This window comes from Ignavibacteria bacterium (genome assembly GCA_025612375.1).
Taxonomy (GTDB): Bacteria; Bacteroidota; Ignavibacteria; order Ignavibacteriales; family SURF-24; genus JAAXKN01.
The window spans coordinates 1-25,203 of sequence record JAAXKN010000019.1 but is presented as its reverse complement, the minus strand read 5'-3'; the positions used below and the strand labels follow the sequence as shown (position 1 = coordinate 25,203).

The window sequence follows — 25,203 nt, the reverse complement described above, 5'->3', positions numbered from 1 at the left end:
CCAACTAACTATAAACAACTAAGGAATAAAAAATGAAGCTTCATTTTTACGGTAAAATTAAAATATTACCACTATTAGCATTTATTGCAGTAATATTCATGGGAAGTAAGATGCCGGAAGGCAAAGCACCTTATAAAAATCCAAAACTCCCGATTGAGGAGAGGGTAGGTGACCTGCTTAAGAGAATGACTCTGGAAGAAAAGATTGATCTTTTGGGCGGAACAGGCTTTGCAACAAAGCCTATTGAAAGGCTTGGGATTCCTGAACTTAAAATGTCCGACGGCCCCTTAGGCGTAAGATGGGAAAAGTCAACCGCTTTTCCTTCAGGAATTGCAATGGGTGCAACCTGGGAGCCGGAGCTGATCGGAAAAATCGGGCAGGCAATAGGGCGTGAAGTAAAATCCAAGGGGCGCCACGTGATTTTAGGCCCCTGCGTCAATATTGCGCGCATTCCACAGGGAGGACGTAACTTTGAAAGTTTCGGGGAAGATCCTTTTCTTACCACACAAATGACAGTTCCTTACATTAAAGGTGTGCAGAAGGAAAACGTTGCCGCAACTGTAAAGCACTTTGCATGCAACAACCAGGAATTTCAGCGCATGTTTGTAGACGTAAAGGTTGACGAAAGAGCGCTTAATGAAATCTATCTTCCTGCATTCAAGGCTGCCGTTCAGGATGCCGACGTCTGGGCAGTTATGTGCGCATACAACAAGGTAAACGGGCACTTTGCAAGCGAAAACGACTATCTCCTTCTGGACATGCTGAAGAAGCAGTGGGGCTTTAACTGGCTTGTTATGAGTGACTGGGGGGCAGTACACTCATCCATTCCCGTTGCACAGGGAGGCCTGGATCTTGAAATGCCTACAGGAGAGTATCTCAACCAAAAGACACTTATGGAAGCCGTTAAGAACGGTACAATCAAAGAATCAGTAATTGACGACAAGGTTACAAGGATTTTAAGAGTAATATTCAAGCTGGGGCTTTTTGAAAACCCGGGCAAGGAAGATAAGAGCCTCTTAGGAACAAAAGAAAACCGTCAGGCGGCATATGAAACCGAAAGAGCCGGAATTGTACTTCTTAAGAACAGCAACAACATTCTTCCTCTGAACCTGAAGAACATTAAGTCCATTGCAGTAATCGGCCCAAATGCCAAGACTTTAAGAACCGGGGGAGGCGGAAGCTCAATGGTAAGTCCCCTTACTTCTGTAAGCCCGCTTGAAGCTTTGGAGAAGGCTTTAGGCAAGAAGGTAAAAATAAACTTTGCCAAAGGTGTTGAAACCTCGGGCGATACAAACCCGATTTCCTCTGACTTCCTTTTTACAGACGAGTCGGGAAAAGAGCACGGGCTAAAAGGGGAATATTTCAGCAACATGGATTTATCGGGCACACCAGCCTTTACAAGAGTTGATAAGGAAATAAACTTTGACTATGGCGACGGGGGTCCGAAGGAAGGTTTCCAGAAAGACAAGTTTTCAGTCAGGTGGACGGGCTATGTTAAAGTTGCAAAGTCAGGAGATTACATTTTCGACTTCGCTACGGATGACGGTGCGAGGTTTTATCTAAACGACCAGAAGCTTGCCGAGGACTGGACGGACCATGCATTAACTTCCATATATGCAAAAGCTACGCTTGAGGCAGGAAAGTATTACAAGTTGCGCATGGAATTCTACGAAAATGGCGGCGGCGCTGCAGCACGCCTGGGATGGAAGCAGCCCGAAGGAAAACTTCTTGAGCAGGCAATAAACGCCGCAAAGAATTCAGACGCGGCACTCATTTTTGCCGGCACAAATTTCAATGTAGAGACTGAAGGGCGCGACAGGGATAACCTTGTACTTCCGGACGGACAGGATGAGCTCATAAAAGAAGTAGCAAAAGCAAACAAGAATGTCGTTGTTGTTCTTACCTCGGGAAGCCCGGTGCTTATGGACCAGTGGCTTAATGACGTTCAGGGAGTTTTTGAGACCTGGTTTGGCGGCGAACTGATGTCGGATGCCATAGTGGACGTGCTTACAGGTAAATATAACCCGTCAGGAAAACTACCTGTTACATTCCCGCACAAATGGGAAGACTGCTCGGCCTACAATACATATAAGTCACAGGACAGCGTTACTTATTATTCAGACGGAATTTATGTAGGCTACCGCCATTTTGAGAAGAATAACATTAAGCCTCTTTTCCCGTTTGGCTTTGGGCTTTCATACACTGACTTTAAGTACAGCGACATAAAAGTCTCCCCTGCAGATAAAGACGGTAAAGTTCAGGTCAGCTTCAGCATTCAGAATACGGGCAAAGTTATGGGTGGCGAAGTTGCACAGCTTTACTTAAGAGACGTGGAATCTTCAATTGACCGCCCCATGAAGGAGCTCAAAGGCTTTAAGAAGGTTTACCTCAAACCCGGAGAGAAGAAGACGGTCAGCTTCACGCTGGACAAAAACGCAATGTCGTATTTTGATCCCGCAAAGAAGAGCTGGGTAATGGAGCCGGGCAAGTTTGAAGTTCTTGTTGGATCTTCCTCTGAAGACATCAGGCTTACAGGCTCATTTTCAATTTGAGTATATAAATAGTAAAAGAATTCTTACCCTCAGGATAGTTTTTCCTGAGGGTTTTATATTTTTAATATCAGCATAAAATTGAATATATTTACTGCCCGGGTAAAGAAGTAACATTTTTATTCCGATAATAGGCAGAACAAATAAATCTATTTTCAGTGTATTTCAAACAAGATTCCACAGGCCAGGATATCTATGAAAAAGCTATATATTTTAGTCCTTATCATTTCTTTAAGCCAGTTTATTTCAGCTCAGGAAAAAGAAAAAGTTATTGCCACGGCGGGCAAGGAGAAAATCAGCGCCAATGAATACAGAACGCGCTATGAGCTGATGCCGCATATCAGTAAGAATCAGGATTTAATTGATTCTCTTAAATATGAATTCCTTTATTCGCTTGTTGCCGAGAAGCTCTGGGCGCAGGAAGCCGCGCGCTTAGGGATGGACACAACAGAGATAATAAAATATTCCATGAAGTCGATTGAGAAGCTTTATGTAAAAGACGCCCTTTACAAGCAGGAAGTGGAAAATAAAATTAAGATAAGCGGTGAGGAGTTAATTAAAGGCACTTTCAGAACAGGCTTTAAGCTTAGCGCAAACATTATCAGCTCCGGGGATTCTTCAGAAATATTTAATATTTATGCCGCATTAAAGAAGGGTGCCTCATTCGACTCACTTCTGCACACAAGGCCTGAATACAAGGACCAGGAGCTGCCCCTGGCAATAACATACGGACAGATGGAAGATGAACGGATTGAAGACTCGCTCTATGCAATGAAAGTGGGGAATATATCGCAGCCCTTAAGGACAGAAAACGGCTGGTTCATTTTCAAATTAAAGAACAAGGAAGAAGTTGTCTTTAATAATAAAAAGGCAGATGAAACCACAAAAAAGGCGCGTGACATTATTAAGCAGCGTAAGGCAAAAAAGCTTGAAACGGCTTTTCTTAATGAATTTATGCCTAAGGCCGAAGTAACGACAAGCGGGCCCTTGTTCTGGAATGTGGTCGGGAAATCCGCAGCCCTTCTGATCGAGAAGGCAAAGCGTCCTGAATTTAAGAATTCAAACGTGAACCTGGATGAACGCGACGTCTCTAAAATGATAAGCCAATTCGGGCGCGACTCGCTTAATATGGCACTCATTCATTTTAAGGATAAGTCAGTATCGCTCAGGGATTTCCTTTACAGTTTCGTTACTGACGGCTTTACTGTAAAAGAGCCCACATATGAAAAAGTTGTTGGAAAGCTGAGAACGTACCTAAATGACTATATTTCGCAGGAGATCCTTTCCAGGGAAGGCTACAGAAGAGGGCTTCAGAACATGCCTGAAGTAAAAAGCGATATGAAGCTCTGGAAGGAGAATTACATAAGCCAGATTCTGAGGAACAAGTTCCTGGATTCAGCCAAGGTAAGTGACGAAGAAGTTCAGGAATACTACAACAAGCTCAACAGCGGAGCCCCCGTTCCCGAGGTAAATGTAATTGAGATATTCACAAAGGACTTAGGGGAAATTGAAACCATATTAAACGAACTTAAAGCGGGCAAGGATTTCCGTGATCTGGCCAAGATCTACAACAAGAGGGAAGCGACAAAGAATAAAGGCGGTGAATACGGATTTTTCCCGATAAATATGTATGGTGAGTTAGGCAAAACGGCTGCCAAGATGAAAGTTGGGGAAGTTTACGGTCCCATGCAGCTTGGAAACGGGTATTCAATTTTTAAGCTTATTGACAGAAAGGAAAAGAGGGATTCTCTTTCGAAGCCTTTTGAAGAATTGAAGGATCAGTACAAAGATGATCTTTTCAATAAAAAGCTGACCGATGCATTTGACGGCTACACGGTAAAGCTGGCACAGAAGTATGGGGTAAAGATAAATGACGGAGCCTTAAAGAACCTGAACGTAACGACCATACAGATGTTCACATCGCGCTACCTGGGTTTTGGCGGAAGGATTGCGGCAGTGCCATACACAGCCCCATGGTTCGAGTGGTTCAAGCAGTTTAAGAAGATGAAGAATTACAATCCGTAAACTTCAGCCCGAATATTTAATATTTCAAAAAAGCTCAAAATGAAAATTTTGGGCTTTTTTTGTGCCCGTTCCTTATCGAATGGGAACGTGGCGCGGCTGGCCGCGGCGCGCGTGGATTGTTTGCGATCATTTTCCCGGGGTTCCTACATTCGCCACGGCGAATTTGGTCACCGCCGGGCTATCAACACTATGCCGCTGACCGCGGCATTTCAATACAACGGATATGTACATTTCCATTACATTTTCCATTTGGTCTGCAGCGTTAATGATCTTTCAGGCGTGTGTCGCTGTGGATTTTGCCGTCCAGTATGTGAATGATTCTTTGCGTGCGTTCGGCAAAGGTTTCGTCGTGCGTTACTACTATGATTGTCTGCTTGTGCTTTTCGTTTAATTCTTTGAATAGGTCAAATACCATGGCGGAGTTTTTTGAGTCGAGGTTTCCAGTCGGCTCGTCTGTAAGGAGGACCAAAGGGTCGTTTGCAAGGGCGCGCGCTATAGCAACCCTCTGCTGCTGGCCTCCCGAGAGTTGGTTGGGGCGGCTTTGGAGCTTATCCGAAAGCCCTACGCCGCTTAAAAGCTCAGTGGCTTTTTTCTTTGCCTGCGCGGAAGAATATTTGCCGCGCGCAATCATGGGCATCATAACGTTCTCTAAAGCCGAGAATTCGGGAAGAAGAAAATGAAACTGATAGACAAAACCCATCTTTGCGTTTCGTACTTCGGAGAGCTCATCTTCATTCATTGAGGATATCTCAAGATCTTCAAGAAACACTTTTCCTGAGGTCGGTTTGTCCAGGCCTCCCATGAGGTAAAGCATTGTGGTTTTACCGGAGCCCGAGGGACCCGTAATTGCTGTAAATTCACCTTTTTCAATCTCAAAGGACAGGTCGGGAAGTATGGTTGTATCCACCTCGGTGCCATTGGACTTTGAGACCAGCGTTCTTGAGACGTGTTCAAAACGGATTATTGTGTTATACATTTTTATTTGACTTCAGTTAATATAAATTATAATACAACATGGTTAAAAGATAGAAATAAAAGCAAAGAAATGTCAATTAAGTTTTAGAATTGAATACTAAAAAGTTAGAGTAAATATTCCTGTTTTGCCGACCGGAGGCAGGCATTACCCGCCTCCGGTTCTTTTATTGTTGTTTCAATCTATCACTTGAGAAGCATCATCTTGCCGCTCTTAACGAAGTCATTGGCCCGGATCTCATATATATAGGTCCCTGAAGGCAGGCTTGAAGCATTGAATTCCACCTCATACCTTCCTGTCTCCTTAACCTCATTTACAAGAGTTGCGACTTCCTGTCCTAGCATGTCAAAAATCTTGAGTGTGACTTTTGATGTCTTAGGAACCTGATAATCTATAACTGTGGAAGGGTTGAATGGGTTGGGGTAGTTACGGCTGATGGCATATTCCTTTACAACTTTCTCTCCGCTATAGTCAATCTTTTCTATTTCTGCAGCCTTGTACATAGTGCCACTCTCATCAGGAACGCTGTGGCTGTCGACAAGAAAACATTCAGCATCTAAGTTTACTTCAGTCCTGAGCCTCATTCTGACTGTCTTGTTTCCAATTCCTTTCGGGTTTACCTGGAATGAGCTCTGCTTATTCTTAATAAACTGGTCTTTTGAAAGATTGATTTTATTAAAGCTCTGAAGAACTCTTCCTTCCGCATCTATGAGATCTAGCGTATAGGAAATGCTTCCATCTTTTCCCAGAGCCTTTAACGCCGCGGATGATTCGGTCACTCCGTAATTTAAATTAAATAAGAATTTAGAATTATCAGTAAGCGTAAAAGGCTCAGTCGTCATGTATTTATTCAGGCCATTTACATCAGTAATTCTAAGCGTGTCACTTACGTCCATGAATTTAACAGGCTTTTCGTCAATAGACATGTCCTGAAGTGAAAAATAAAACTCAGAGAGGCTGTCTGACCTCAGGACAATGCTTCTGCCTGATGTCTGCGTGGAATTTTCCTTGTACAGTCCGTAATAGCTCCCGATGGAATTTGACTTTGTGAAGCTTAAAGGAAGAGAACCCGCAGTATTGTTGAAGCTCATGACGAACATCTTTCTTGAAGTTCCGCCGGCATCATTGTTCAGCTGAACATTACGTCCTGTGGTATTAAGAGTATAGATATTCGACAGCGTCCGGCTGTCCGTAAAGCGGTTCTGGCATACATTGTAGTAGTAGAATTCACTGAATGTAAGAAAATATCCGTCACTTCCCAGGTTCAGGCTCTGGGAAATAACGCGGCTTCCAAACTTCCAGAACCTAGGGTTCCACGTCCCATCAGAGAACATTCCCCTAAAGACGTCACTCCACTGTCCCTGGTTATTATCGCCAATCCAGGCTAACCTGACTCCGTTATTATTGTCAGATCCTACTATCATAGAGGGCATTGAGTTTTTTATTAGTCCGCTTCCATTGGATATATTTGCATTATATTTGTTACATATTATTCCCTGAGGCACTCCCTGGCTGACAGAAAGCCTTGCGTAGCTGATCGAACCTGACTTCTGCCCTGCTACATCCGAAATATTATCTTCCCATGCAAGGTGGAATGTATTGTTGTCCAGCTTGTTGGATACAAGGCATGGATGAAGTGATTTAGTTCCGCTGTTAATGCCTTCTATATAGTTCATGTAATAAATATAATTCCCGTCATGGCTGCAGTATGCACCATAGAAGCCGTCCTCCTGCCCGTCATAATTGTTCCTGTTATCCTTCCATACAACCAGGAACTCTCCATAGGGGATCTTTCCGAAAGCTATAACAGGCATTGCTTCACCTTCCGAAAGATCATTGAAAATTGGATTTTCAGGATAACTTAAAGGATAAAATATGGTACTACTCTCATTCTTGCTGTATTCTACCGAGCAGTACCTGATATCACTTCCTTCCTGGAATACAATACCTATGTAGCCGTAGCCGTTTAGGTCAGCATAATCTATGGATGGGGACTTTCCCCCGGAACCACTTATAGGTTTTCCATCATTCATCATCTCCCAAGAAGCGCCCTCATTACTGCTCCTTTCATACCAGACGTAACCCATGCTTTCATAAACCATGTGAAGGCTGCCGTCAGGAGTACGGATAAATTTCCGCTGGCTTGAGCTTGAGAAGGCTGTTGAAGCATTTGATTTATTAGGAATTTTATAAAGGGCAGTATAAGTTGCATTGTCAGTTGGTGTTCTTAATGAACCTTCTCCATCTTCCCATCCTGCAAAGTCATAGGTCCCTGTTGTTTTTGTAAGAGTTTCTGAATACGGGATATTTAGGCTGTTTCCTTCTACCACACGGGTTAGATCATTTGTCTGAAAGTTTCCGTCGAATTCTGTTTTGTCTACTCGGTTGATTACATATTTTTTCCATAGTTGGGCAGTGTAAGTCACATAAAATTCATTTTCATTTGCGGCATCTTGAACTTCAATATTTCCAAATGTAATTATATTTAATTTATTGTCTTTGGACCAATAACTTTTCGTAGATTGTACTGTATTGGGGTCCTGATTCCAAACCCAGTAGTGAGTACCATCAAACTGTTCTTCCTTTGCCCTTAATTTAATGACTGTTCCAATCTTTTTTCTAATTACGGTATCACCAGGTACTTCAGAAAAAGGACCGTTGTTAATACTGAGGTCGATCTTACCTATACCGTTACTGTTCTTAATTGTATATTTTGTTCCTATTTCATAAGTATACCTTAACTGCAACTTTTCGAAGGAGCTTGCAGTTGTGGATTCGTTTTCATTAGCAGCTCTTAAACCGAGATAAATTTTGGTTTTTCCCGATTCAATTGCATTATTAACAAAGTCCCGCAATTTAGTTATACTCATTTCAACAGTACGAGCTGAGGTTCCAACAAAAAAGTCAAGTTCTGTTACTCCGCTTGCTTCAGTCATTGCCCACAGATCGGCATATTTTAAGCTGCTTCCTATGTCAGGAATATAGTACAACCTGAAATTTGAAGCGTATGAAACATCGTTTTTATAAATAAACTCCACATTAGTTACATAAGCACCTGCCGGAAAATTAATTGGAAATTCACATATTGAGCGGCGAATAGTTTTGGCTTCAGTAGAACTACCAATGTAGACACCATAGTCAAATGGAAAACCATCAAAAAAACTGCACTGCCCATCAGGGTACAAATATTTTTGAATCAGATTCCTATTTGTAACATCGTATGTCTTGGTACTTTCCTGAGGAAATGAAACCGAGAAAGAAATCAGCAACAAGAATAAGATCAAAAGTATCTTATCTGAACCGGCTTTAAGGAAATAACTTTTCATTTCTCCTCCCAATTAGTAATTTGTGTAAATAAGTGTTATTTTAAACATAAATAGCCCCCGGTCCTGCCGAGATAGCAGGATTATTAAGGTAGCGAGCCTTTAGGTGGACTATTTAACCCAGGGGGCAGTGCGCCAACACTGTCCCTTGAATTTCTTCTGAGCTATAGCTTCTCATATGTTTTAATCCTTCAGTTTTCCTTTCACAAGGTAGTAATCTCCTTTTTGATCAGAGCCCATAAAAAAGATCTCCTTTTCAAAAGCTATCACACGGCCGTGCAGCCAAATGTCATCTTTAAGTTTGAAGATGATCTGCGTATCTGTGCCGTTATAATGAGCCAGGCCCTCTCTCTGCCAGATGAACATATCATTTATATTTCTGCCTCCCATAATAGATCCGTTATTTAGAGCTTTTATTGAAATGAATTCTTTATACTGCCCTTTGTAGTACTCATAAACCATTCCTTTCATTTCAACTAACAGTTTGCCCTGAATTCTGTAGATAAAACATTCAGAATTTCTGCTGTGATCTGAACCTACAGCAATTTCTTTCAAGCTTTTATTCCCGTCATATTCATAGATAGCCATACTGTCAGAAAAAGGATGATAAGTGAACTTTGTGGCATAAATAAGGCATTTACTGCCTTCTCCTGTCGGGTGTATTTCATACAGGTCAATATTCTTCCTGCTCAGGACCATTTTCTCTTTCCACCCATCGGCATACTTGTGATAAATAGCTCCATAGTTTGTCTCAGCAAAGTCACTGCTGAAGCCGACGGCCCAGAGGTCATTCGGGCTGTTTCCTCTTATGTCTGTTATCATCACCCCGCCACTGGTCGTGAGACTGTCAAGCCTGGGTTCAAACTGCTTTTCCCACTGGAATCCATCAAAGTGCCATATTCCATATCCGCCCATATATGCGTCTTTGGTCCCAAAACCGAAGATACTCCATGAATACATGCTCCACCAGCCTCTCTGATACCAGGAAACCCCGTCAAAGTGCATGAGTCTCTTTCCAAAGTCCCCGTTGTTTCCTACCACCCATACATCGCTTGGTCTGCTGCCCCAGATATTTATGAGGCTGAGCATTGTGCTCTTTATAGTATCCACACTCCACTCGTAGTCACGCCTGCCCGGTCTTTCTTCTATGGGGGATACTGGATCTCCTTTGCATGAGAATGCCTGAGAAATTAAAATGAGGAAAGAAAGGCTGATGAATGTTCTTTTCATTTCTAAGCCCTGAATGTTTCGAGAGAGAAAAAGAATATAATTACTAATGGCTTAACTCTCTTAAGTTATACTCCTCTAAGCTTAAAGTAAATACGGGGGCATACGTATTTTTCAAAGGAGTCTGATTATTCAGCCGTTAAAGCACAGTCTTGCCAGGATAGACTGGGTCTATTCTAAAAGAATGCTCTTTTTCTTTGTCACTGATGTCTAAAGCTGTTCTGTTCACATTCTCTTTATGGACGCTGACTGTGTTTTCGGACCTAGAATTATTCTGAAATGAATAGGGATGTTTGGACGCTTTGGAGAGTGGAATAAGTATCGCAGTATGTATGGCTTCTGTTTTCATTTGGCACTAAATTGGGGAGCCTTATATAATCTATACAGAAAGAAAGTTATCTTGCTTATTTTTAAAAGTCAAGACTTGGATCTAAAATAATTTAGATTTTGATAATTAATTACCTATTTACTGGTTATTCAGGAGCAGATTGCAGCATTATGCGTCCAAGGTGTGAGGAAATACACTCTAAGGAGAGCGTAGAAAATTAAAAGCGAATGCAGGGAAAATATTTCGAAATATGAGTCGTTAAAGTTTTTATGTAAATACAAAATTCAGCTTCACAAGAATATAAAGTTTAAGGAATTTATTTTTTAAATCAACATACCATATCTGCCTTCCATAGTATTTAAAAAATTATTTATCTTTCACCTCTTAAAATTTCCACAGGGTTTACACGGGCGGCTCCGCGGGCGGGGCCGATGGATGCAATAAGGCTTACTACAAATGCAAATAGCGATGCAAGCACAAAGTACCAGGGGCTTTTTCCCATCTGAAGACGGTCGCTCCGCATGGAGGTGTTTGACTCGGACGGGGTAATCTGTATGGAACCCATTATGAGTATTAAGATGTATCCCAGAAGACACCCTATGGCAGCCCCAATTATTGCAACCAGCGTTCCCTGCAGTATATAAATTACCGTAATTTCTTTTTTCTTATATCCTATGGATTTCAGTATTGCTATATCCCTGTACTTTTCCAGCACGTTTGTTATCAGCACATTGGCTACTCCGAAACCTGCAACAAGTATTACAAAAAACACGAGGAAGTAAACCATCATCGATATCATCTTGTAAAGTGATATTACGCTTGATGAGATCTCTTCCCACGTCTTTGACTTGTAGTTTGTTTCTTTTTCAATTGTGCGTGCAACAGCGTAATCGCGCTTTAAGTCGTTTACCCTTAAATATATCTGGCTTACCTCATCGGGGCGGTAGCCTGCGATGTTCTGCGCTACACGCAAATTTACGTATGCGTTGTTATCAATGTCGTTTATGCCGGTTGAATAAATTCCAACAACCCTCACCTGGAAAGTCTTGCCGAGGTTTGATACAAACTGGAGCTTGTCACCAAGGCGAAGGCCGAAGTCTTTGGCTGCCGTTGTGCCAAGCATAAGTCCGTCGGGCGTTTTTTCAAGTTCGGTGAATCTCCCCTGGGTCATATTCTGGCTGAACTTTACTATTTCATCCTGAGATCGGGGATTGATGCCGAAAATTTCCAGGGGCTGCGTAATTGTGCCGAACTTTGCAATTACAGTCACATTCACTACGGGCGATGTAACGCTCACCTGTGCGTCTGACTTAATTAAAGCTTCAACGCGCTTATAGTTTTTAATTATCTCCTCATCCTGGCGTTCAACATTTTTAATGAGGTTTATTGCCGTTCCTTTCTCAGCCTGCCATAGGGTGTCGCTTACAAGTGAAGTCATCTTTTCGCCTGAGACCACAACGTGAGGCGCAATGTTTACAATCTTATCTATAAAGCTGCTTAAAAGCCCGTCCATTAAAGATACAGCTGAGATAAGCACCATAACACCCACACCAATGCCGGATATGGTTAAAAGTGTCTGGCGCTTCCTGGAAGTAAGCTGCCTTAAGGCAATATTCAATATCTGGTAATTAACTTTCAAAAGTTTCTTATACTTTTTAATTTTTAATTGACTTCACGCTCTTAAGATTTCCACAGGTTTAAGGTTTGCCGCACGCCTCGATGGGATGTAGCTTGAAAGGGCGCTTACAATAACTGAAAAAAGGGCAACAATTACGTATGAAGAAAAAGTCTCAACCATTGCTATATGATCTCCCCTTACAACCGCGCTTTCGCCGTATGAAATTGGTAGCGAGGCGATAAAGTTTGTAAGGAAGTGCCCGGCAGTCATTCCAAGCACGGCGCCCGTAATTCCGAATATCATCCCTTCAGAAAGGAATACCAGTTTTATCGTGGTGCGGTCAACGCCCATAGACTTCATTATTGCAATATCCTTCTGTTTCTGCAGGACAATCGTAATAAGCACGTTTGCAATTCCGAAGCCCGCGACGATAAAAACAAATATTACGAGGAAGAGCGTTATGTTGTTGTTGCGCTTAAAGAGAGTAAGGAGGTTCAGATTGGCCTCCTCCCATGTCTCAGCCTTATAGCCCGTAAGAGATTCCAAACGGCGGGCAACGTCATTTACAACAGAAAGGGAAGTCGTGTGCATTCCGATTCCCGAGACCACATTGTCAGAAAATCCATTAATCGACTGCGCGAGCCTCAGGTTTACGTATGCCAGGTTGTCATCGGTTGCGCTGAATCCGCTCGAAAAAATACCGGCTACTCTGAGTATATAAATTTCGCCGTTTTCCCCTGCAAGCTGAATTAAGTCGTGATAATCCGCCTTAAGCTTCTTTGCCATTCCGGAGCCGAGGAGAATTCCGTTTTTTGTATAGTTCAGCTCATCCAGGCTTCCTGTTTTCACATTCTTTTCAAGGCTTGCAATTCCCTTCTCCCTTTCGGGGATAATGCCTTTAATTATGGCCGTCCGGGTAAGCGTTCTTTCCCTTAAGACACCGCGGGTTTCAACAAAAGGAGCCACGGCGTCAATTTCACCTATGGCATCGGCAATTGAAATGACCTGGCGGAAAGATTTTATTTCTTTTTTTTCATCGGGGATTATTCTGCTTGAAATAAAAAACTGATCTTTTCCTCCGGGGGAGGATTTTAAGAGGAGGTGTTCTTTTCCCTCAAGCTTTTCCCCCTTAATTGTGACAAGAGGGGAGATCTCAATAATTTTGCTTTGAATGTCGGAGATTATTCCTTTAGTAAGTGCAAATGTAATGATCATTACCATGGCGCCCGTTGCAACGCCGGTTATAACGAGCACGGTCTGCTTTTTCTTTGCCTCAAGGTGCCTTAAGGCGATAGATATCACAAAACGTAGCTTTGACGCTATTTTAAGCCGCCGGGTCATTTTAATTTACATCAACTCTCATGTTATCGGTATAGCTTCCTTTAGGCTGGTCCACAATCCTCGTCCCTTCCGGAAGTCCGCTTTCCGAGACGTCGGCAAACCTTCCGTCCAAAGTCCCCGTATTAAGCTGAATTTTCTTCAGGCGCTCGCCTTCAATCTTAAAGACGTAGCGGCTGCGGTTCTCCTCAAGAATTGCCGTCCTGGGCAGAAGAAGGGCGTTTTGTTTTTCACCGGCCTTGATGTTAATTGTAGCCGTCATGCCGAGATTCAGCTTTTCGGGTGACTGTTTAAGTTTTATATAGACCCTGGAGGTTTTTGTGGCCTCATCCGTTCTGGGCACAATCCTCTGAAGAACACCTTCATATTTCTCATTGGGATAAGCGTCAAAGGCCACAACAGCCGGCATGCCGGAGCCTATCCTGCCCAGGTCCTGCTCGTCGACCTCTCCCTGAACGACAATGGAATTTGGAGCCATAATTTCAAAGCACTCGGCGTTCGGCGTAAGATTATCGCCAAGGTTTACCCTGACGTTTACAAGCACGCCTGAAAAAGGCGCCGTAACGACGGTTTTTGTGAGGTTCTGGCGGGCTATATCCAAAGCGAGCCTCCTTTGGTTCAGGCTCACACGGGCCAGGTCGTAATTTTGTCTGGCGTCCTCGTAATCTTTTTTTGTAATGCTGTTAGTTTTGTAGAGGCTTTCCTTTCTATTAAGGTCACGTTCTTTGGCTTTAAGGTCCAGCTCTGCCGTCTCAATCTGGTTTTCAGCATCCCTCAGCCTCAGCTCCTGGTCGCTTCTGTCGGTCCGCAAAAGGACAGTACCTTTTTTTACAAACATCCCTTCTTTCCCGATTATATATTTTACTATTCCTCCGGCTTCCGAGCGGAGTGTGGCAACGGAATCGGCCGTTACTGTGCCGGTAGCATAGATTAAAGTTACAAGATTGCCTTTGGTAACTGGTACGGTCTGAACTTTTTCATGGTTGAAGAAAGCCTTATAGACGATATAGACTGCAACAATAAGCACGAGGGAAATAATGATGATATACTTTCTTTTCATTTATCTGCCTGAAGTTAGTATGTGAAAGAAAAGCCAGGGTTTGCTGAAGTTTAATTTAGTGAAATATATTCAAATTTCCACGAATTAAGCCTCCTGCTTAAAGAGCCTCTTAAAGCCCGGGTAAGGCTTTAAGGCTATAAGCTGGAATTGGATCAGGTTTTCTCTTACCAAGGGAAGTGCGGAGAGTACCTCCCGGGCTTCTTCTATACTATCAGATTCAAGAACAAGCACGGCAGCATCCGTTTCCGTTCTGAAATAAAGTTCACGAATGGTACCATTCTGGTACAGCTCCCATACCTTCCGGGCCTCTTCCTGAAGGAAGGGCTGAAACCGGTCCTTTCCAATTCCGGCATTTTCAACTTCCAGAGCAAGGATTTTCATTTTCACTCCCAAATTTTGTTTTAACAAAATATGACACAGAAATATTTTTGTCAAAAAAGCCCTGTGACTTTTTCTTTCAAAGTCCTTACCTTTGTACGAAACTTTATTGCGAAGTTTTATTCAACTTTTTATTCATCATCGGGAAATGAACTTCATGAAAAAACTTACTCTTATTCTTTTAGCCTTCGCTTTCACTGGGCTTTTTGCACAGGCAAATCCGCCCAAAAGGGAATTCAGAGGCGCCTGGGTAGCTACAGTAGCTAATATTGACTGGCCTACAAACAGAAATGCGACTCCAGGAGAGCAGATAGCAGAGCTTGTTTCAATTATGGATAAGCTTAAAGCATCCGGCGTTAACGCCGTTGTATTCCAGATCAGGACTGAGTGCGACGCCCTTTATCAGTCTAAAATTGAACCGTGGTCGTACTGGCTTACGGGAGCCCAGGGTAAAGCACCCGAGCCTTTTTTCGATCCCCTTCAGTTTGCAATAAGTGAAGCCCACGCCAGAGGCATGGAGCTCCACGCCTGGTTCAACCCTTACAGGGCAGTTAAAACAATCGGCGACTACCAGGCCTCAAGTAACCACGTATCGGTTCTTCACCCCGACTGGCTTCTGACATTTAAGGATTACAAGATGCTGGATCCGGGGCTTCCTGAAGTTAAAAACTATGTGCTTTCAATTGTTTCCGATGTCCTCAGGCGCTATGACGTGGACGGAATTCATTTTGACGACTACTTCTACCCCTACGGGCCCAAAGTTTCAAAGGAGGATTCAGTTACATATGCCAAATACCATGGCAGCTTTACCAATGTTGATGACTGGAGAAGGGACAATATTAACAGCCTTATGGCAAGTATTTACGACACAATTAAGGTTGTAAAGCCCAGGGTTAAGTTCGGCATAAGCCCATTCGGTATTGTTGAGAATAAATATGCCGGCACAAACGGCTTTGAATCCTACAGCATACTTTACTGCGACCCCCTGACATGGATCAAGAATAAGAGCCTGGACTATATGAACCCGCAGCTTTACTGGGAAATAGGCCACGCAAAGGCAGATTATGCAAAGCTCCTTCCATGGTGGGCTTCTGTAACCAAGGATATGCACCTTTACATAGGGCAGTATTCAAGCCAGATGGCTTCGCATAATTACAAGGGAAAGAAGACCGAGCTTGAGGATCAAATAAACTTAAACCGCACAACGCCTAACGTTCAGGGAGAAGTCTTCTTCAGCTCAAAGTCTTTGACAGAAAATTTCTCGGGCTTTGCAGACACATTAAAGAATAATTTCTATAAGTACCCGGCTCTTCCGCCTGTAATGCCGTGGAAGGAAACTACGCCTCCCCTTGCACCGGAAAACCTCACGGTTAAAGGGGATTCAACGGGAGCAACGCTTGAATGGACAGCTCCCAAGGCTGCAAGTGACGGTGAGACCGCAAGCTACTACGCTGTCTACCGCTTTACGGATAAGGACGAGATAAACCTGGATAACCCGAAGTTCCTTCTTAACGTCATTTCCGCAAAGAAGGCAAAATATAAAGACCCTATTAAGCCCGGTAACGGCACAAAGTATATATATGTAGTTACAGCGCTTGACCGCCTGTTCAATGAAAGTGAAAAAAGCACCACTACTCTGAGCCTTAAGTAGTTAATTAAAGAGGCGGAGCACGCTTCAAAAAGCTCCGCCTCCTTTTTTCCCCTCCTAATTTCTTTTCTTATTTCCTAATTACTGACTGTTAATTTTCCTCAAAAGCTCTTATGTTTGTATCCATTACAAACTCAAAAACTATCAAGAAAGCAAATTATTGATGAAGAAACCTGAACTAATGGCTCCGGCAGGCGACTGGACAATGCTCACTACAGCCGTAGAAAGCGGGGCAGACGCGGTTTATTTCGGCATTGAAAAGCTGAATATGAGGGCAAAAGCCAAGAACTTTACGCTTGAGGGCTTGCCTGAAATTGTATCATTCTGCAAAGAGCACGGGGTTAAGAGCTATCTGACACTGAACACCATCATTTTTGAAGAGGAAGTAGGGGAATTAGATGAGATCATTCCGGCGGCAAAAAAAGCCGGCGTGGATATGATAATATGCTGGGACCTGGCTCTGGTTGAAAAATGCCGGGAGCACGATATGCCTTTCTGCGTCTCCACACAGGCTTCCATTTCAAATTCTGCCTCGGCAAACCTGTTTAAGTCCCTGGGAGCACGCAGGATTGTCATGGCACGCGAGTGCTCCCTGGAAGAGATAAAGAAGGTCAGGGCAAATACAGACCTTGAAATTGAAGCTTTCATACACGGAGCGATGTGCATTGCAGTAAGCGGAAGGTGCTTTATGAGCCACCACCTTTTCGGCAAAAGCGCAAACCGCGGTGAATGCATACAGCCATGCCGCAGGGAGTACGAGGTAATTGACGGGCAGATCGGTAAATCGATGGTCTTAGGAGAAGATTACGTGATGTCGCCAAAGGACCTGTGCTCCATAGAATATATAGACATGTTAATTGAGGCAGGGATTGACTCATTCAAAATTGAAGGACGGAAAAGGAGTCCCGAATACGTTGCCAGGACGGTTTCCATCTACAGGAAGGCAATAGACCTCTATTTTGAGGGTGGTCTGACAGATGAAATAAAAAAAGATATGCTCCACGAGCTGGAGAAGGTCTATAACAGGGGATTTTCCTCAGGGTTTTATTTTGATGTTCCAAGTTCGGCCGAGTATGCAAATATTTACGGGAGCATAGCAACAACCAAGAAAGAATATGTAGGCAAAGTTATAAACTACTACAAGAAAACCGGCATTGCGCACATAAAGCTGGAAACAGGCAATATTTCAGTGGGTGAGGATCTCCTTGTAATAGGGCAGACTACAGGCGTTGTTGAACTGAAGCTCCCGAACATGGTAAATAATGAGGTCCCGGTAACTGAAGCCCAAAAAGGCGACGAAGTCACATTTGAATGCGCAGAAATCATACGTCCCAAGGATATGGTTTATAAAGTCGTTGCGGCACGTTAGATACTGAAAATTATTCTGCAGGGGCGCATGGCGGTGCGCCCCTACATTTACGACCCAAATTCCTACTATTTTTTGATTTAGCCCCTTCAATTCATTATCTTTGTCTATTGTACTAAACAGAGTTATTACCAATTAATTTTATAAAACTATGAAGTTAAGCAAAGCATTTATACCGACCTTGAAAGAGGTCCCGACTGACGCAATAATTCCAAGTCATATTCTTATGCTGCGAACCGGCATGGTGCGCATGCTTTCAGCAGGAATTTATTCATTCCTTCCGCTGGGTTATACCGTTGTAAAGAAAGTGGTTGAGATCATCCGTGAGGAGATGGACGCCATAGGCGGACAGGAGTTCCACCTTCCGGCATTAAACCCGAAAGAGATCTGGGAAGAGACAAACCGCGTTGAGGCATTCGGAGACACGATGTTCCACATTAAGAACAGGGATTACGTCCTGGCCCCGACACACGAGGAAATTATGACATACCACGCCAAAGGGGTAGTTAAATCTTATAAAGACATGCCGCAGATCTGGTATCAGATACAGACAAAGTTCAGGAATGAACCGCGCCCTAAAAGCGGCGTAATACGCGGCCGTCAGTTTTTAATGAAAGATGCTTATTCATTCGATACTTCATGGGAAAACCTGGATAAGTCATACGCACAGCACGACAAGGCATATAGAAAGATTTTCGGCCGCTGCGACCTTAAGTACTTTGTAGTCGGTGCATCAAGCGGCGCCATGGGAGGCAACCGCTCTGAAGAGTTCATGGTTAAGTCGGAGGCCGGTGAAGACACAGTAGCACACTGCGAACATTGCGGCTACGCAGCTAACGTTGAGGTTGCAACTTCCGTTGTGGACGGCGCTCCAAGGTTTACAACTTCATTTGCAGTAGAGGAAATCTCAACTCCAAAAGTTAAATCTATTGATGAGCTCTGTGAGTTCCTTAAGATCAACGAAACACAGTGCGCAAAGTCGAGAGTTTATATTCATAACGATGAACCTGTACTGGTTCTAATGCTTGGAAACGACGAAGTAAATGAAACCAAGCTTGGAAGTGTGCTCCCGGGAACATTAAGACCGGGGCATCCCGATGAATTAAAGGAAATTACAGGAGCTGATGCAGGTTCGATCGGCCCCATCGGCTTTAAGGGAAGAATTATTGCGGACCTGCGCTTAAAAGACGGCAATAACCTCTATAGCGGCGCAAACAAAAACGACTACCACATTGGCGGAATTGATTTGATGCGTGATGTCCCTACTGTGGAATACTTTGATTTAAGAACCGTTCAGGCAGGTGAAGTCTGTACAAGGTGCGGCGAGAAACTGGACGTCTTTAAGGCAATTGAGCTTGGGCACATCTTCAAGCTCGGCACAAGATATTCCGAGGCTATGGGAGCCACATTCCTGGATGAGCAGGGAAAAGTAAACCCGATCATCATGGGCAGCTACGGCATCGGCGTCGAAAGGGTTATCGCCTGCTATATTGAGCAGCATAATGATGAAAAGGGAATTATCTGGGATAATACACTTGCCCCATACCAGTTCCATTTAATGGGACTTAATATGAAAAAGCAGGAAGTCATTGACGCCTCAAATAAGATCTATAATGACCTTATGGATATGGGTTATGACGTTTTATTTGACGACAGGGTTGATGCACAGGCGGGCTTTAAGTTCAATGATGCGGACCTTTTGGGCCTCCCGGTCCAGGTAATTGTAGGCGACAAGAACCTGAAGGAAAACAAGGTTGAAGTAAAGGTCAGGAAGACAGGGGAACGCTTTACAATTGAAATTGACAAGCTTTATAATAAATTGAAAGAATTAATTTAGAATGCGGGCATGAAGAAAGAAATTTCTTCATGCCCCAGGACTTACACCTTTTGAACCTTTAGCTTATTTAGCCTAGATGAACGACATTTTTATTTATTCTGAAGAACACCTGCTTGAGCAGATGAAAGCCGGGACATATGAGCTCGGGTATTACAAGGTTAGATTTTATACAGAACAGGGCCGCCTTGCAGAGGAAAAGACAGGCACAATTTCAAACTTTTACCTCTATCCCAGCGGCGGGGCACTCCGGGATGAAAACATGAATATTGTGCTTTATAACTCAAAGTTCGACACCTACAGGGGATTTGTCCCTCCACATAAGATAAAATAGATCAGATTTTATGGATAACAAACTTTACCTCGTTTCCACTCCCATCGGCAACTATGATGACATTACTCTCAGGGCATTAAACATCCTGAAAGAAGCAGATTTCATCATCTGCGAAGAGTTCAAGGAAGCCAGAAGGCTCCTTTCGCAGTACAAAATAGAAAAAGAGCTGATTTCGCTAAATGAGCACAATGAAAACGAAGTGGCTAACGACATTCTGCTTAGAATTCTCCAGGGTGAGTCGGCGGCTTTAATTTCAGACTGCGGAACGCCCCTGTTTTCAGATCCGGGGCACCTGTTAGTTGACCTCTGCATCAGCCAGAAAATTGAGGTTGTACCTGTTCCCGGGGCAAATTCGCTTCTTCCGGCCTTAACGGCCTCAGGGTTTGATTTTGAAAAGTTCTACTTCTACGGCTGGCTTTCACCCAAAAAAGATGAAAGGCGGGGTGAACTTTTGAGGCTTAAAGGGATTAACGAGGTAATTGTAATTATGGATACCCCATATCGCCTGAGGTCTCTTCTTTCTGACGTTTTGAAAGCCTTCGGCCCATCGGTCAGAGTTGCGCTTGCGTATGACATTACAATGAAGAATGAAAAATTCTACCGCGGCACGGTTTCACAGGTGCTGGAAGCTGCAGAAAAGAAGCAGCTAAAGGGGGAATTTGTGCTTATTGTCAATAACAGGCGTTTAAGGCGCTCCTAAGTGTGACGCAAGTTGACTTTTACCATTGATTTAGGGGCAAATTTTTGATAAAATAGGGTTAGCTTTTGAACTTTGAAATGCAAAACCGGGTTTTGCTGAAAAAAAGAATATAATTGGAGGAAACATGCTAAGAGTTCAGGATGTGGATTTAACGCCGAATCCCCAGGCTCTGAAATTCATTCTAAGCGAAAAACTGCTTAAGAGTGAGACAAGACACTTTAAGAATAAAGAAGAAGCCCAGTCAGACCCCCTGGCTAAGGGTATTTTTGATATAGATGGGGTGGAATCTGTGTTTTACATGGACAAGTTTGTCACTGTTGAAAAAAATCCTGCTGTTGACTGGGGTAAAATACAGATGCCTTTCATTAAATTTATACAGGGTTTCGATAAAACACTGCTTCCCGAAGAAAAAGAGCCGGAGCCTTTAGGAAAAGAAGAGGAAAGTGAGCTTTTAAGGCAAATTAATTCTTTTCTGGACCAGAGGGTACGCCCTGCCTTGGCCGGTGACGGCGGAGGGCTGGAGGTTCTTGGAATAGATGGTTATATGCTGCGCATCCGCTACCAGGGTGCATGCGGAAGCTGCCCGAGCGCAATAAGCGGTACACTGAATGCAATTGAAAACCTGCTTAAAAGGGAGATTAACCCGGCAATTGAGGTTATCCCGGGCTGATTTTTTTCTAAGGACAGGCTAAAAATTAAGAAGCCGCCTTTTAAGACCATGAGTCTTAAGGCGGCTTTAATTTTTTACATAAAAAAAGCGGTAGAAAACCGCTCTTTCAAAGTAAGTCTATTTAAAAATTACTTTATGTCGGTTACTTTGTTAACGTCATCAAGACGGACAAACTTTTCCTGGAATTTTGTGCTGCCTTCTTCAGACTTGATTGCCTTAATAACCTTAACATTAACTCCGGTAGACTTATTCTTGTTTTTCGCCTTGTCGCCAAAGGTTTGGGTTTTAGCCATCTTTTACTCCATTGAATTTATTTTCACAAATATAAAAAGATTCAGAATCAAAAAAAAGCGCTAAAGTATACAAAAATGGGGCCCAAAATTTCGCATTATTGGATTTAGAGTTTTTTTTATTTAATCTTTAAATTATAAGCCTTACGTTTATTATGTTAATTACCTGACCGGACAGGCAGGCTTTTTTATTATTATCCGGAAATCAAGAGGGATATTTATGTCGACATTAGAAAAAACATATAAGTTTTCTGAAAAGTATTCAAATATTAAGTATAAAAGGCTGGGGAAAACGGGTTATCAGGTCTCCATTTGCGGTTTCGGCACCTACAGGGTTGACTACAGGATACAGGAACACGCAAAAACACTCGCCTATGCCTTAACAAACGGGATTAACCTGGTGGACACATCCTCAAACTATTCCGACGGGGGGAGTGAAATTCTTGTAGGCAACGTCGTAAACGGCCTTATGGAAAACGAGGGGCTGGAGCGTGACGAGGTGGTAATTGTATCCAAGGGGGGCTACATTCAGGGAGAAAACCAGGAAATTGCCAAGGAAAGGGAAACACTTGGCACACCGTACCCTGAAGTTGTAAGGTGCGCTCCCGACCTCTGGCACTGCATTCATCCTGAATTTCTTCAGGATCAGATAACTGCTTCACTTGAAAGATTAAAACTCGGGTACATTGACGTCTATCTTCTGCACAACCCCGAGTATTTCCTAATGTATACCGGAACGAGGGATGTAGAGAAGTTAAGAGAGGAATATTACAGAAGGATTAAGAATGCCTTTATCTATCTGGAAGAAGAAGTAGCTAAAGGCAGAATACTACATTACGGGATTTCCTCAAACTCTTTCGGTGAGGAGAATGACAAAAGAAGCTTTACTTCACTAGAGGAAGTGCTGAGGCTCTCGAAGGAAATTTCACCCGAGAACCATTTTTCTGTTGTCCAGCTGCCCTTAAACCTGCTGGAAAAAGGGGGTGCCGAAAACTTAAACCAGGAAAAAGGGAAGAAAACTTTCCTGGAGCTTGCTTCTGAAAACGACCTGGGAGTGCTTGTAAACCGCCCGTTAAACGCCATCAAGGGGAATAAGATTGTAAGACTTGCAGATTTCAGCGTAAAGGAGGACAGGACAGTGCCTGAGATCAATCAGCTTATTGGGGACTTAAAAAAACAGGAAGACAGCATTAAGGCTTCCTATGTAACCGATCTTAGCATTGAGGCCAAGGATAAGCAGACCATAATTGAATCGATGTCGCTTGCCTCTGTTCTTGAGAACACCTTCGGAAAGTTTGAAAGCGCAAACCAGTTTATTGAGATAAAGAAGCAGTTTTTTATTCCGCGGGCGAACTATGCAATTAACGAGATCTATAAGCATTACGACAGCGAAGAGGATGTGATCTCAAAGCTGAACTATTACGCTACAACGGTAAATATTGTACTTGATTCTATGGAAAGCATTTTTGCAAAAGAATCCAACAGCAAAAACAGGAAAGTCCATGAGATGATTGCTCCCTATCTGAACGGAAGTGCAGACGACCTTTCACTTTCGCAGAAGGCAATCTTAATGATAAACTCTCTTCCTAATGTAACAAGCACACTGGTCGGTATGAGGACCCAGAAGTATGTGGATGACGTCATCGGCTCAATTGAAACATCCTACGCCCTTAAGGCAGGGGATTTCTGGAAAGATGAATTAAAGGATTGAGGTTCCCATCATAAAAAGGCGGTAAAGATATGGATATTGAACAGTTTCTTGTCAAGCCGGACTCTCAGGTAAAACTGAAGGATCATAAAACAAACGATACAGGCGGCTACAAATCCAAAGAAGACGCCGGGGAAAAGCTTGCAGACAATATTACCCAAATGGATGATCTGCAGGCTAAGCTTTTTGCGCAGGACAGGTATTCGCTTCTTCTTGTATTTCAGGCAATGGACGGAGGCGGCAAGGACTCGGCAATTAAGCACGTCATGACGGGTCTTAACCCGCAGGGCACACAGGTCTTTAGTTTTAAGCAGCCATCAAAAGAAGAGCTTGATCACGGGTTCCTGTGGAGGATAAGCAAAGCCCTGCCTGAAAAGGGGAGGATCGGGATCTTTAACCGCTCGCATTATGAAGAGGTCTTAATTGTAAGGGTGCACGATCTGGTAAAAAGCGAAAGGCTCCCCGAATGGGTCTTAAAGGACAATATATGGAAGATGCGCTTCCGCCAGATCAACGATTTCGAGCGCTACTTGTATGAAACCGGCACATACGTCGTTAAATTCTTTCTTAACATATCCAAAGATGAACAGAAGAAAAGGTTCTTTAAGAGAATAGAGGACCCGGCAAAAAACTGGAAGATTACTGAAGAGGACATTGCCGAGCGGGAATACTGGGACGATTACCAGAAGTGCTACGAAGATGCAATATCTGAAACCAGTACAGAATATGCGCCGTGGTACATTATTCCGGGCGATAAGAAATGGTTTGCCCACCTTGCAATTTCGGAAGTTATAGTAAAGACCATGAGTTCAATGGATATCTCATTTCCGAAGGTAAAAGGAAAGCAGCTTGAAGCTCTGGGCAGGCTAAAAGAAAAACTATCCAAAGAATAATTTTATGAAGATCTATTATAAGTTTCTGACACTGGCATTTCCTGCGCTCATTCTCTTCGGATGCAAGGACAAGCTGCCGGTAAAAGACGACCTTTCAGGCGCAAAATATGATCTTTTAACGCAGGACAGCACGAGAGCCACTTTCCCGGCGAACGTGAAGGGAAAGGTTGTTGTCCTCGGGCTCATTTTTACGCACTGCCCCGACATATGCCCCCTCATTACAAATAATATGGAGCGCATTCAGCAGGAGGCAAAAAAAGAAGACCTTAGCGGCGTGTCGTTTGTCTCGATAAGCTTTGACCCGTTGAGGGACAAGCCTTCGGTCTTAAAAGAATATGCAGATGTCAGGGAAATTGACATGAAGAACTGGATTTTCTTAACCGGAAGGCCCGGTGAGATAGACTCTCTTAAAAAGCAGCTCCATTATGTGGCAATTGCAGGGGACACCACTTATTCGGAAACGGGAGAGCCGTCCTACTTTTTTGTACACACAGACAGAATAACACTTATGGATAAAGAAGGGAAGGTAAGGCAGGAATACAAAGGAAGTAATGTTAACGTTGAAGAAGTAATGAAAGACATAAAAGCTCTTGCCGACTAGAAGTAATTTTTTCTCAAAGCAGAGGAGGTTCAGTTGTATATATTTGTCATGCTGATTATGGCGCTGCCTTTTATGCAGCAGAACGGCATTGAGATTAAGGATGCCTGGATCAGGCCGGGGGCAAAGGACATGAATACAGCCCTTTACTTTGAAATTATTAATCACACCGGTAAGCCCGACACGTTATATGAGGCCAGGTCGAACCTGGCGCAAAAAGTAGAGGTGCACGAGACCTACAAGCAGGGGGACATGATGGGAATGCGCCCGGCAAAAATAGTAATAGTAGGGGCCAACTCCAGCTTTAAGTTTCAGCCGGGAGGGCACCACGTAATGTTTATAA

General features: G+C 43.3%; 20 protein-coding genes. 12 read left to right on the top strand and 8 right to left on the bottom strand.

Going from position 1 to position 25,203, the window contains the following annotated elements:
- Positions 1–32: 32 nt before the first annotated feature.
- Together HF312_12300 and HF312_12295 are read left to right on the top strand one after the other, a co-directional pair.
- Positions 33–2,552: a hypothetical protein gene (locus HF312_12300; GenBank protein MCU7520991.1), complete on the top strand. Its 2,520-nt coding sequence runs from the start codon at positions 33–35 to the stop codon at positions 2,550–2,552.
- A 192-nt stretch (positions 2,553–2,744) separates the two neighbouring features.
- A complete protein-coding gene (locus HF312_12295; protein MCU7520990.1) occupies positions 2,745–4,574 on the top strand; it encodes a hypothetical protein in 1,830 nt (609 codons plus the stop codon).
- A gap of 262 nt (positions 4,575–4,836) precedes the next feature.
- Here the strand turns inward: HF312_12295 and HF312_12290 are convergent, their stop codons facing one another.
- The 7 genes from HF312_12290 to HF312_12260 all read right to left on the bottom strand — a co-directional run bounded on the left by HF312_12290 (position 4,837) and on the right by HF312_12260 (position 14,822).
- On the bottom strand, positions 4,837–5,550 hold the full coding sequence (locus HF312_12290) for an ABC transporter ATP-binding protein (GenBank protein MCU7520989.1): 714 nt from the start codon (positions 5,548–5,550) through the stop codon (positions 4,837–4,839).
- Between the two features lie 182 nt (positions 5,551–5,732).
- A complete protein-coding gene (locus HF312_12285; GenBank protein ID MCU7520988.1) occupies positions 5,733–8,873 on the bottom strand; it encodes a T9SS type A sorting domain-containing protein in 3,141 nt (1,046 codons plus the stop codon).
- A 180-nt stretch (positions 8,874–9,053) separates the two neighbouring features.
- Positions 9,054–10,100, bottom strand: coding sequence for a hypothetical protein (locus HF312_12280; protein MCU7520987.1), 1,047 nt, complete (start codon positions 10,098–10,100; stop codon positions 9,054–9,056).
- Positions 10,101–10,795: 695 nt separating this feature from the next.
- A complete protein-coding gene (locus tag HF312_12275; protein MCU7520986.1) occupies positions 10,796–12,064 on the bottom strand; it encodes an ABC transporter permease in 1,269 nt (422 codons plus the stop codon).
- 33 nt (positions 12,065–12,097) lie between these two features.
- A complete protein-coding gene (locus HF312_12270; GenBank protein ID MCU7520985.1) occupies positions 12,098–13,384 on the bottom strand; it encodes an ABC transporter permease in 1,287 nt (428 codons plus the stop codon).
- Between the two features lies 1 nt (position 13,385).
- Positions 13,386–14,441 carry an efflux RND transporter periplasmic adaptor subunit gene (locus HF312_12265; protein MCU7520984.1) on the bottom strand — a complete coding sequence of 352 codons (1,056 nt, stop codon included), beginning with the start codon at positions 14,439–14,441 and terminating at the stop codon, positions 13,386–13,388.
- Positions 14,442–14,525: 84 nt separating this feature from the next.
- Positions 14,526–14,822, bottom strand: a complete 297-nt coding sequence (locus HF312_12260) for a superoxide dismutase (protein ID MCU7520983.1) — start codon at positions 14,820–14,822, stop codon at positions 14,526–14,528.
- A 154-nt stretch (positions 14,823–14,976) separates the two neighbouring features.
- Here HF312_12260 and HF312_12255 point away from each other — a divergent pair, with 154 nt between their 5' ends.
- From HF312_12255 to HF312_12230, 6 genes are all read left to right on the top strand, one after another.
- On the top strand, positions 14,977–16,470 hold the full coding sequence (locus tag HF312_12255; GenBank protein MCU7520982.1) for a family 10 glycosylhydrolase: 1,494 nt from the start codon (positions 14,977–14,979) through the stop codon (positions 16,468–16,470).
- Positions 16,471–16,630: 160 nt separating this feature from the next.
- Positions 16,631–17,836, top strand: a complete 1,206-nt coding sequence (locus HF312_12250; GenBank protein MCU7520981.1) for a U32 family peptidase — start codon at positions 16,631–16,633, stop codon at positions 17,834–17,836.
- Positions 17,837–17,984: 148 nt separating this feature from the next.
- Positions 17,985–19,670, top strand: a complete 1,686-nt coding sequence (locus HF312_12245; GenBank protein ID MCU7520980.1) for a proline--tRNA ligase — start codon at positions 17,985–17,987, stop codon at positions 19,668–19,670.
- A gap of 76 nt (positions 19,671–19,746) precedes the next feature.
- Positions 19,747–20,001, top strand: coding sequence for a hypothetical protein (locus HF312_12240; protein MCU7520979.1), 255 nt, complete (start codon positions 19,747–19,749; stop codon positions 19,999–20,001).
- A 10-nt stretch (positions 20,002–20,011) separates the two neighbouring features.
- Positions 20,012–20,701, top strand: a complete 690-nt coding sequence (gene rsmI / locus HF312_12235; protein MCU7520978.1) for a 16S rRNA (cytidine(1402)-2'-O)-methyltransferase — start codon at positions 20,012–20,014, stop codon at positions 20,699–20,701.
- Between the two features lie 124 nt (positions 20,702–20,825).
- The gene (locus tag HF312_12230) at positions 20,826–21,371 is read left to right on the top strand and encodes a NifU family protein (GenBank protein ID MCU7520977.1); all 546 of its coding nucleotides are present in this window, start codon (positions 20,826–20,828) and stop codon (positions 21,369–21,371) included.
- 128 nt (positions 21,372–21,499) lie between these two features.
- Here the strand turns inward: HF312_12230 and HF312_12225 are convergent, their stop codons facing one another.
- Positions 21,500–21,664, bottom strand: coding sequence for a hypothetical protein (locus HF312_12225; protein MCU7520976.1), 165 nt, complete (start codon positions 21,662–21,664; stop codon positions 21,500–21,502).
- 217 nt (positions 21,665–21,881) lie between these two features.
- Between HF312_12225 and HF312_12220 the strand changes: the two genes are divergently transcribed.
- From HF312_12220 to HF312_12205, 4 genes are all read left to right on the top strand, one after another.
- On the top strand, positions 21,882–23,372 hold the full coding sequence (locus HF312_12220) for an aldo/keto reductase (protein MCU7520975.1): 1,491 nt from the start codon (positions 21,882–21,884) through the stop codon (positions 23,370–23,372).
- A gap of 29 nt (positions 23,373–23,401) precedes the next feature.
- Positions 23,402–24,262, top strand: a complete 861-nt coding sequence (locus HF312_12215; protein MCU7520974.1) for a polyphosphate kinase 2 family protein — start codon at positions 23,402–23,404, stop codon at positions 24,260–24,262.
- 4 nt (positions 24,263–24,266) lie between these two features.
- Positions 24,267–24,863: an SCO family protein gene (locus tag HF312_12210; GenBank protein MCU7520973.1), complete on the top strand. Its 597-nt coding sequence runs from the start codon at positions 24,267–24,269 to the stop codon at positions 24,861–24,863.
- A 33-nt stretch (positions 24,864–24,896) separates the two neighbouring features.
- The coding region (locus tag HF312_12205) for a copper chaperone PCu(A)C (protein ID MCU7520972.1) at positions 24,897–25,203 on the top strand (307 nt) is incomplete at its 3' end.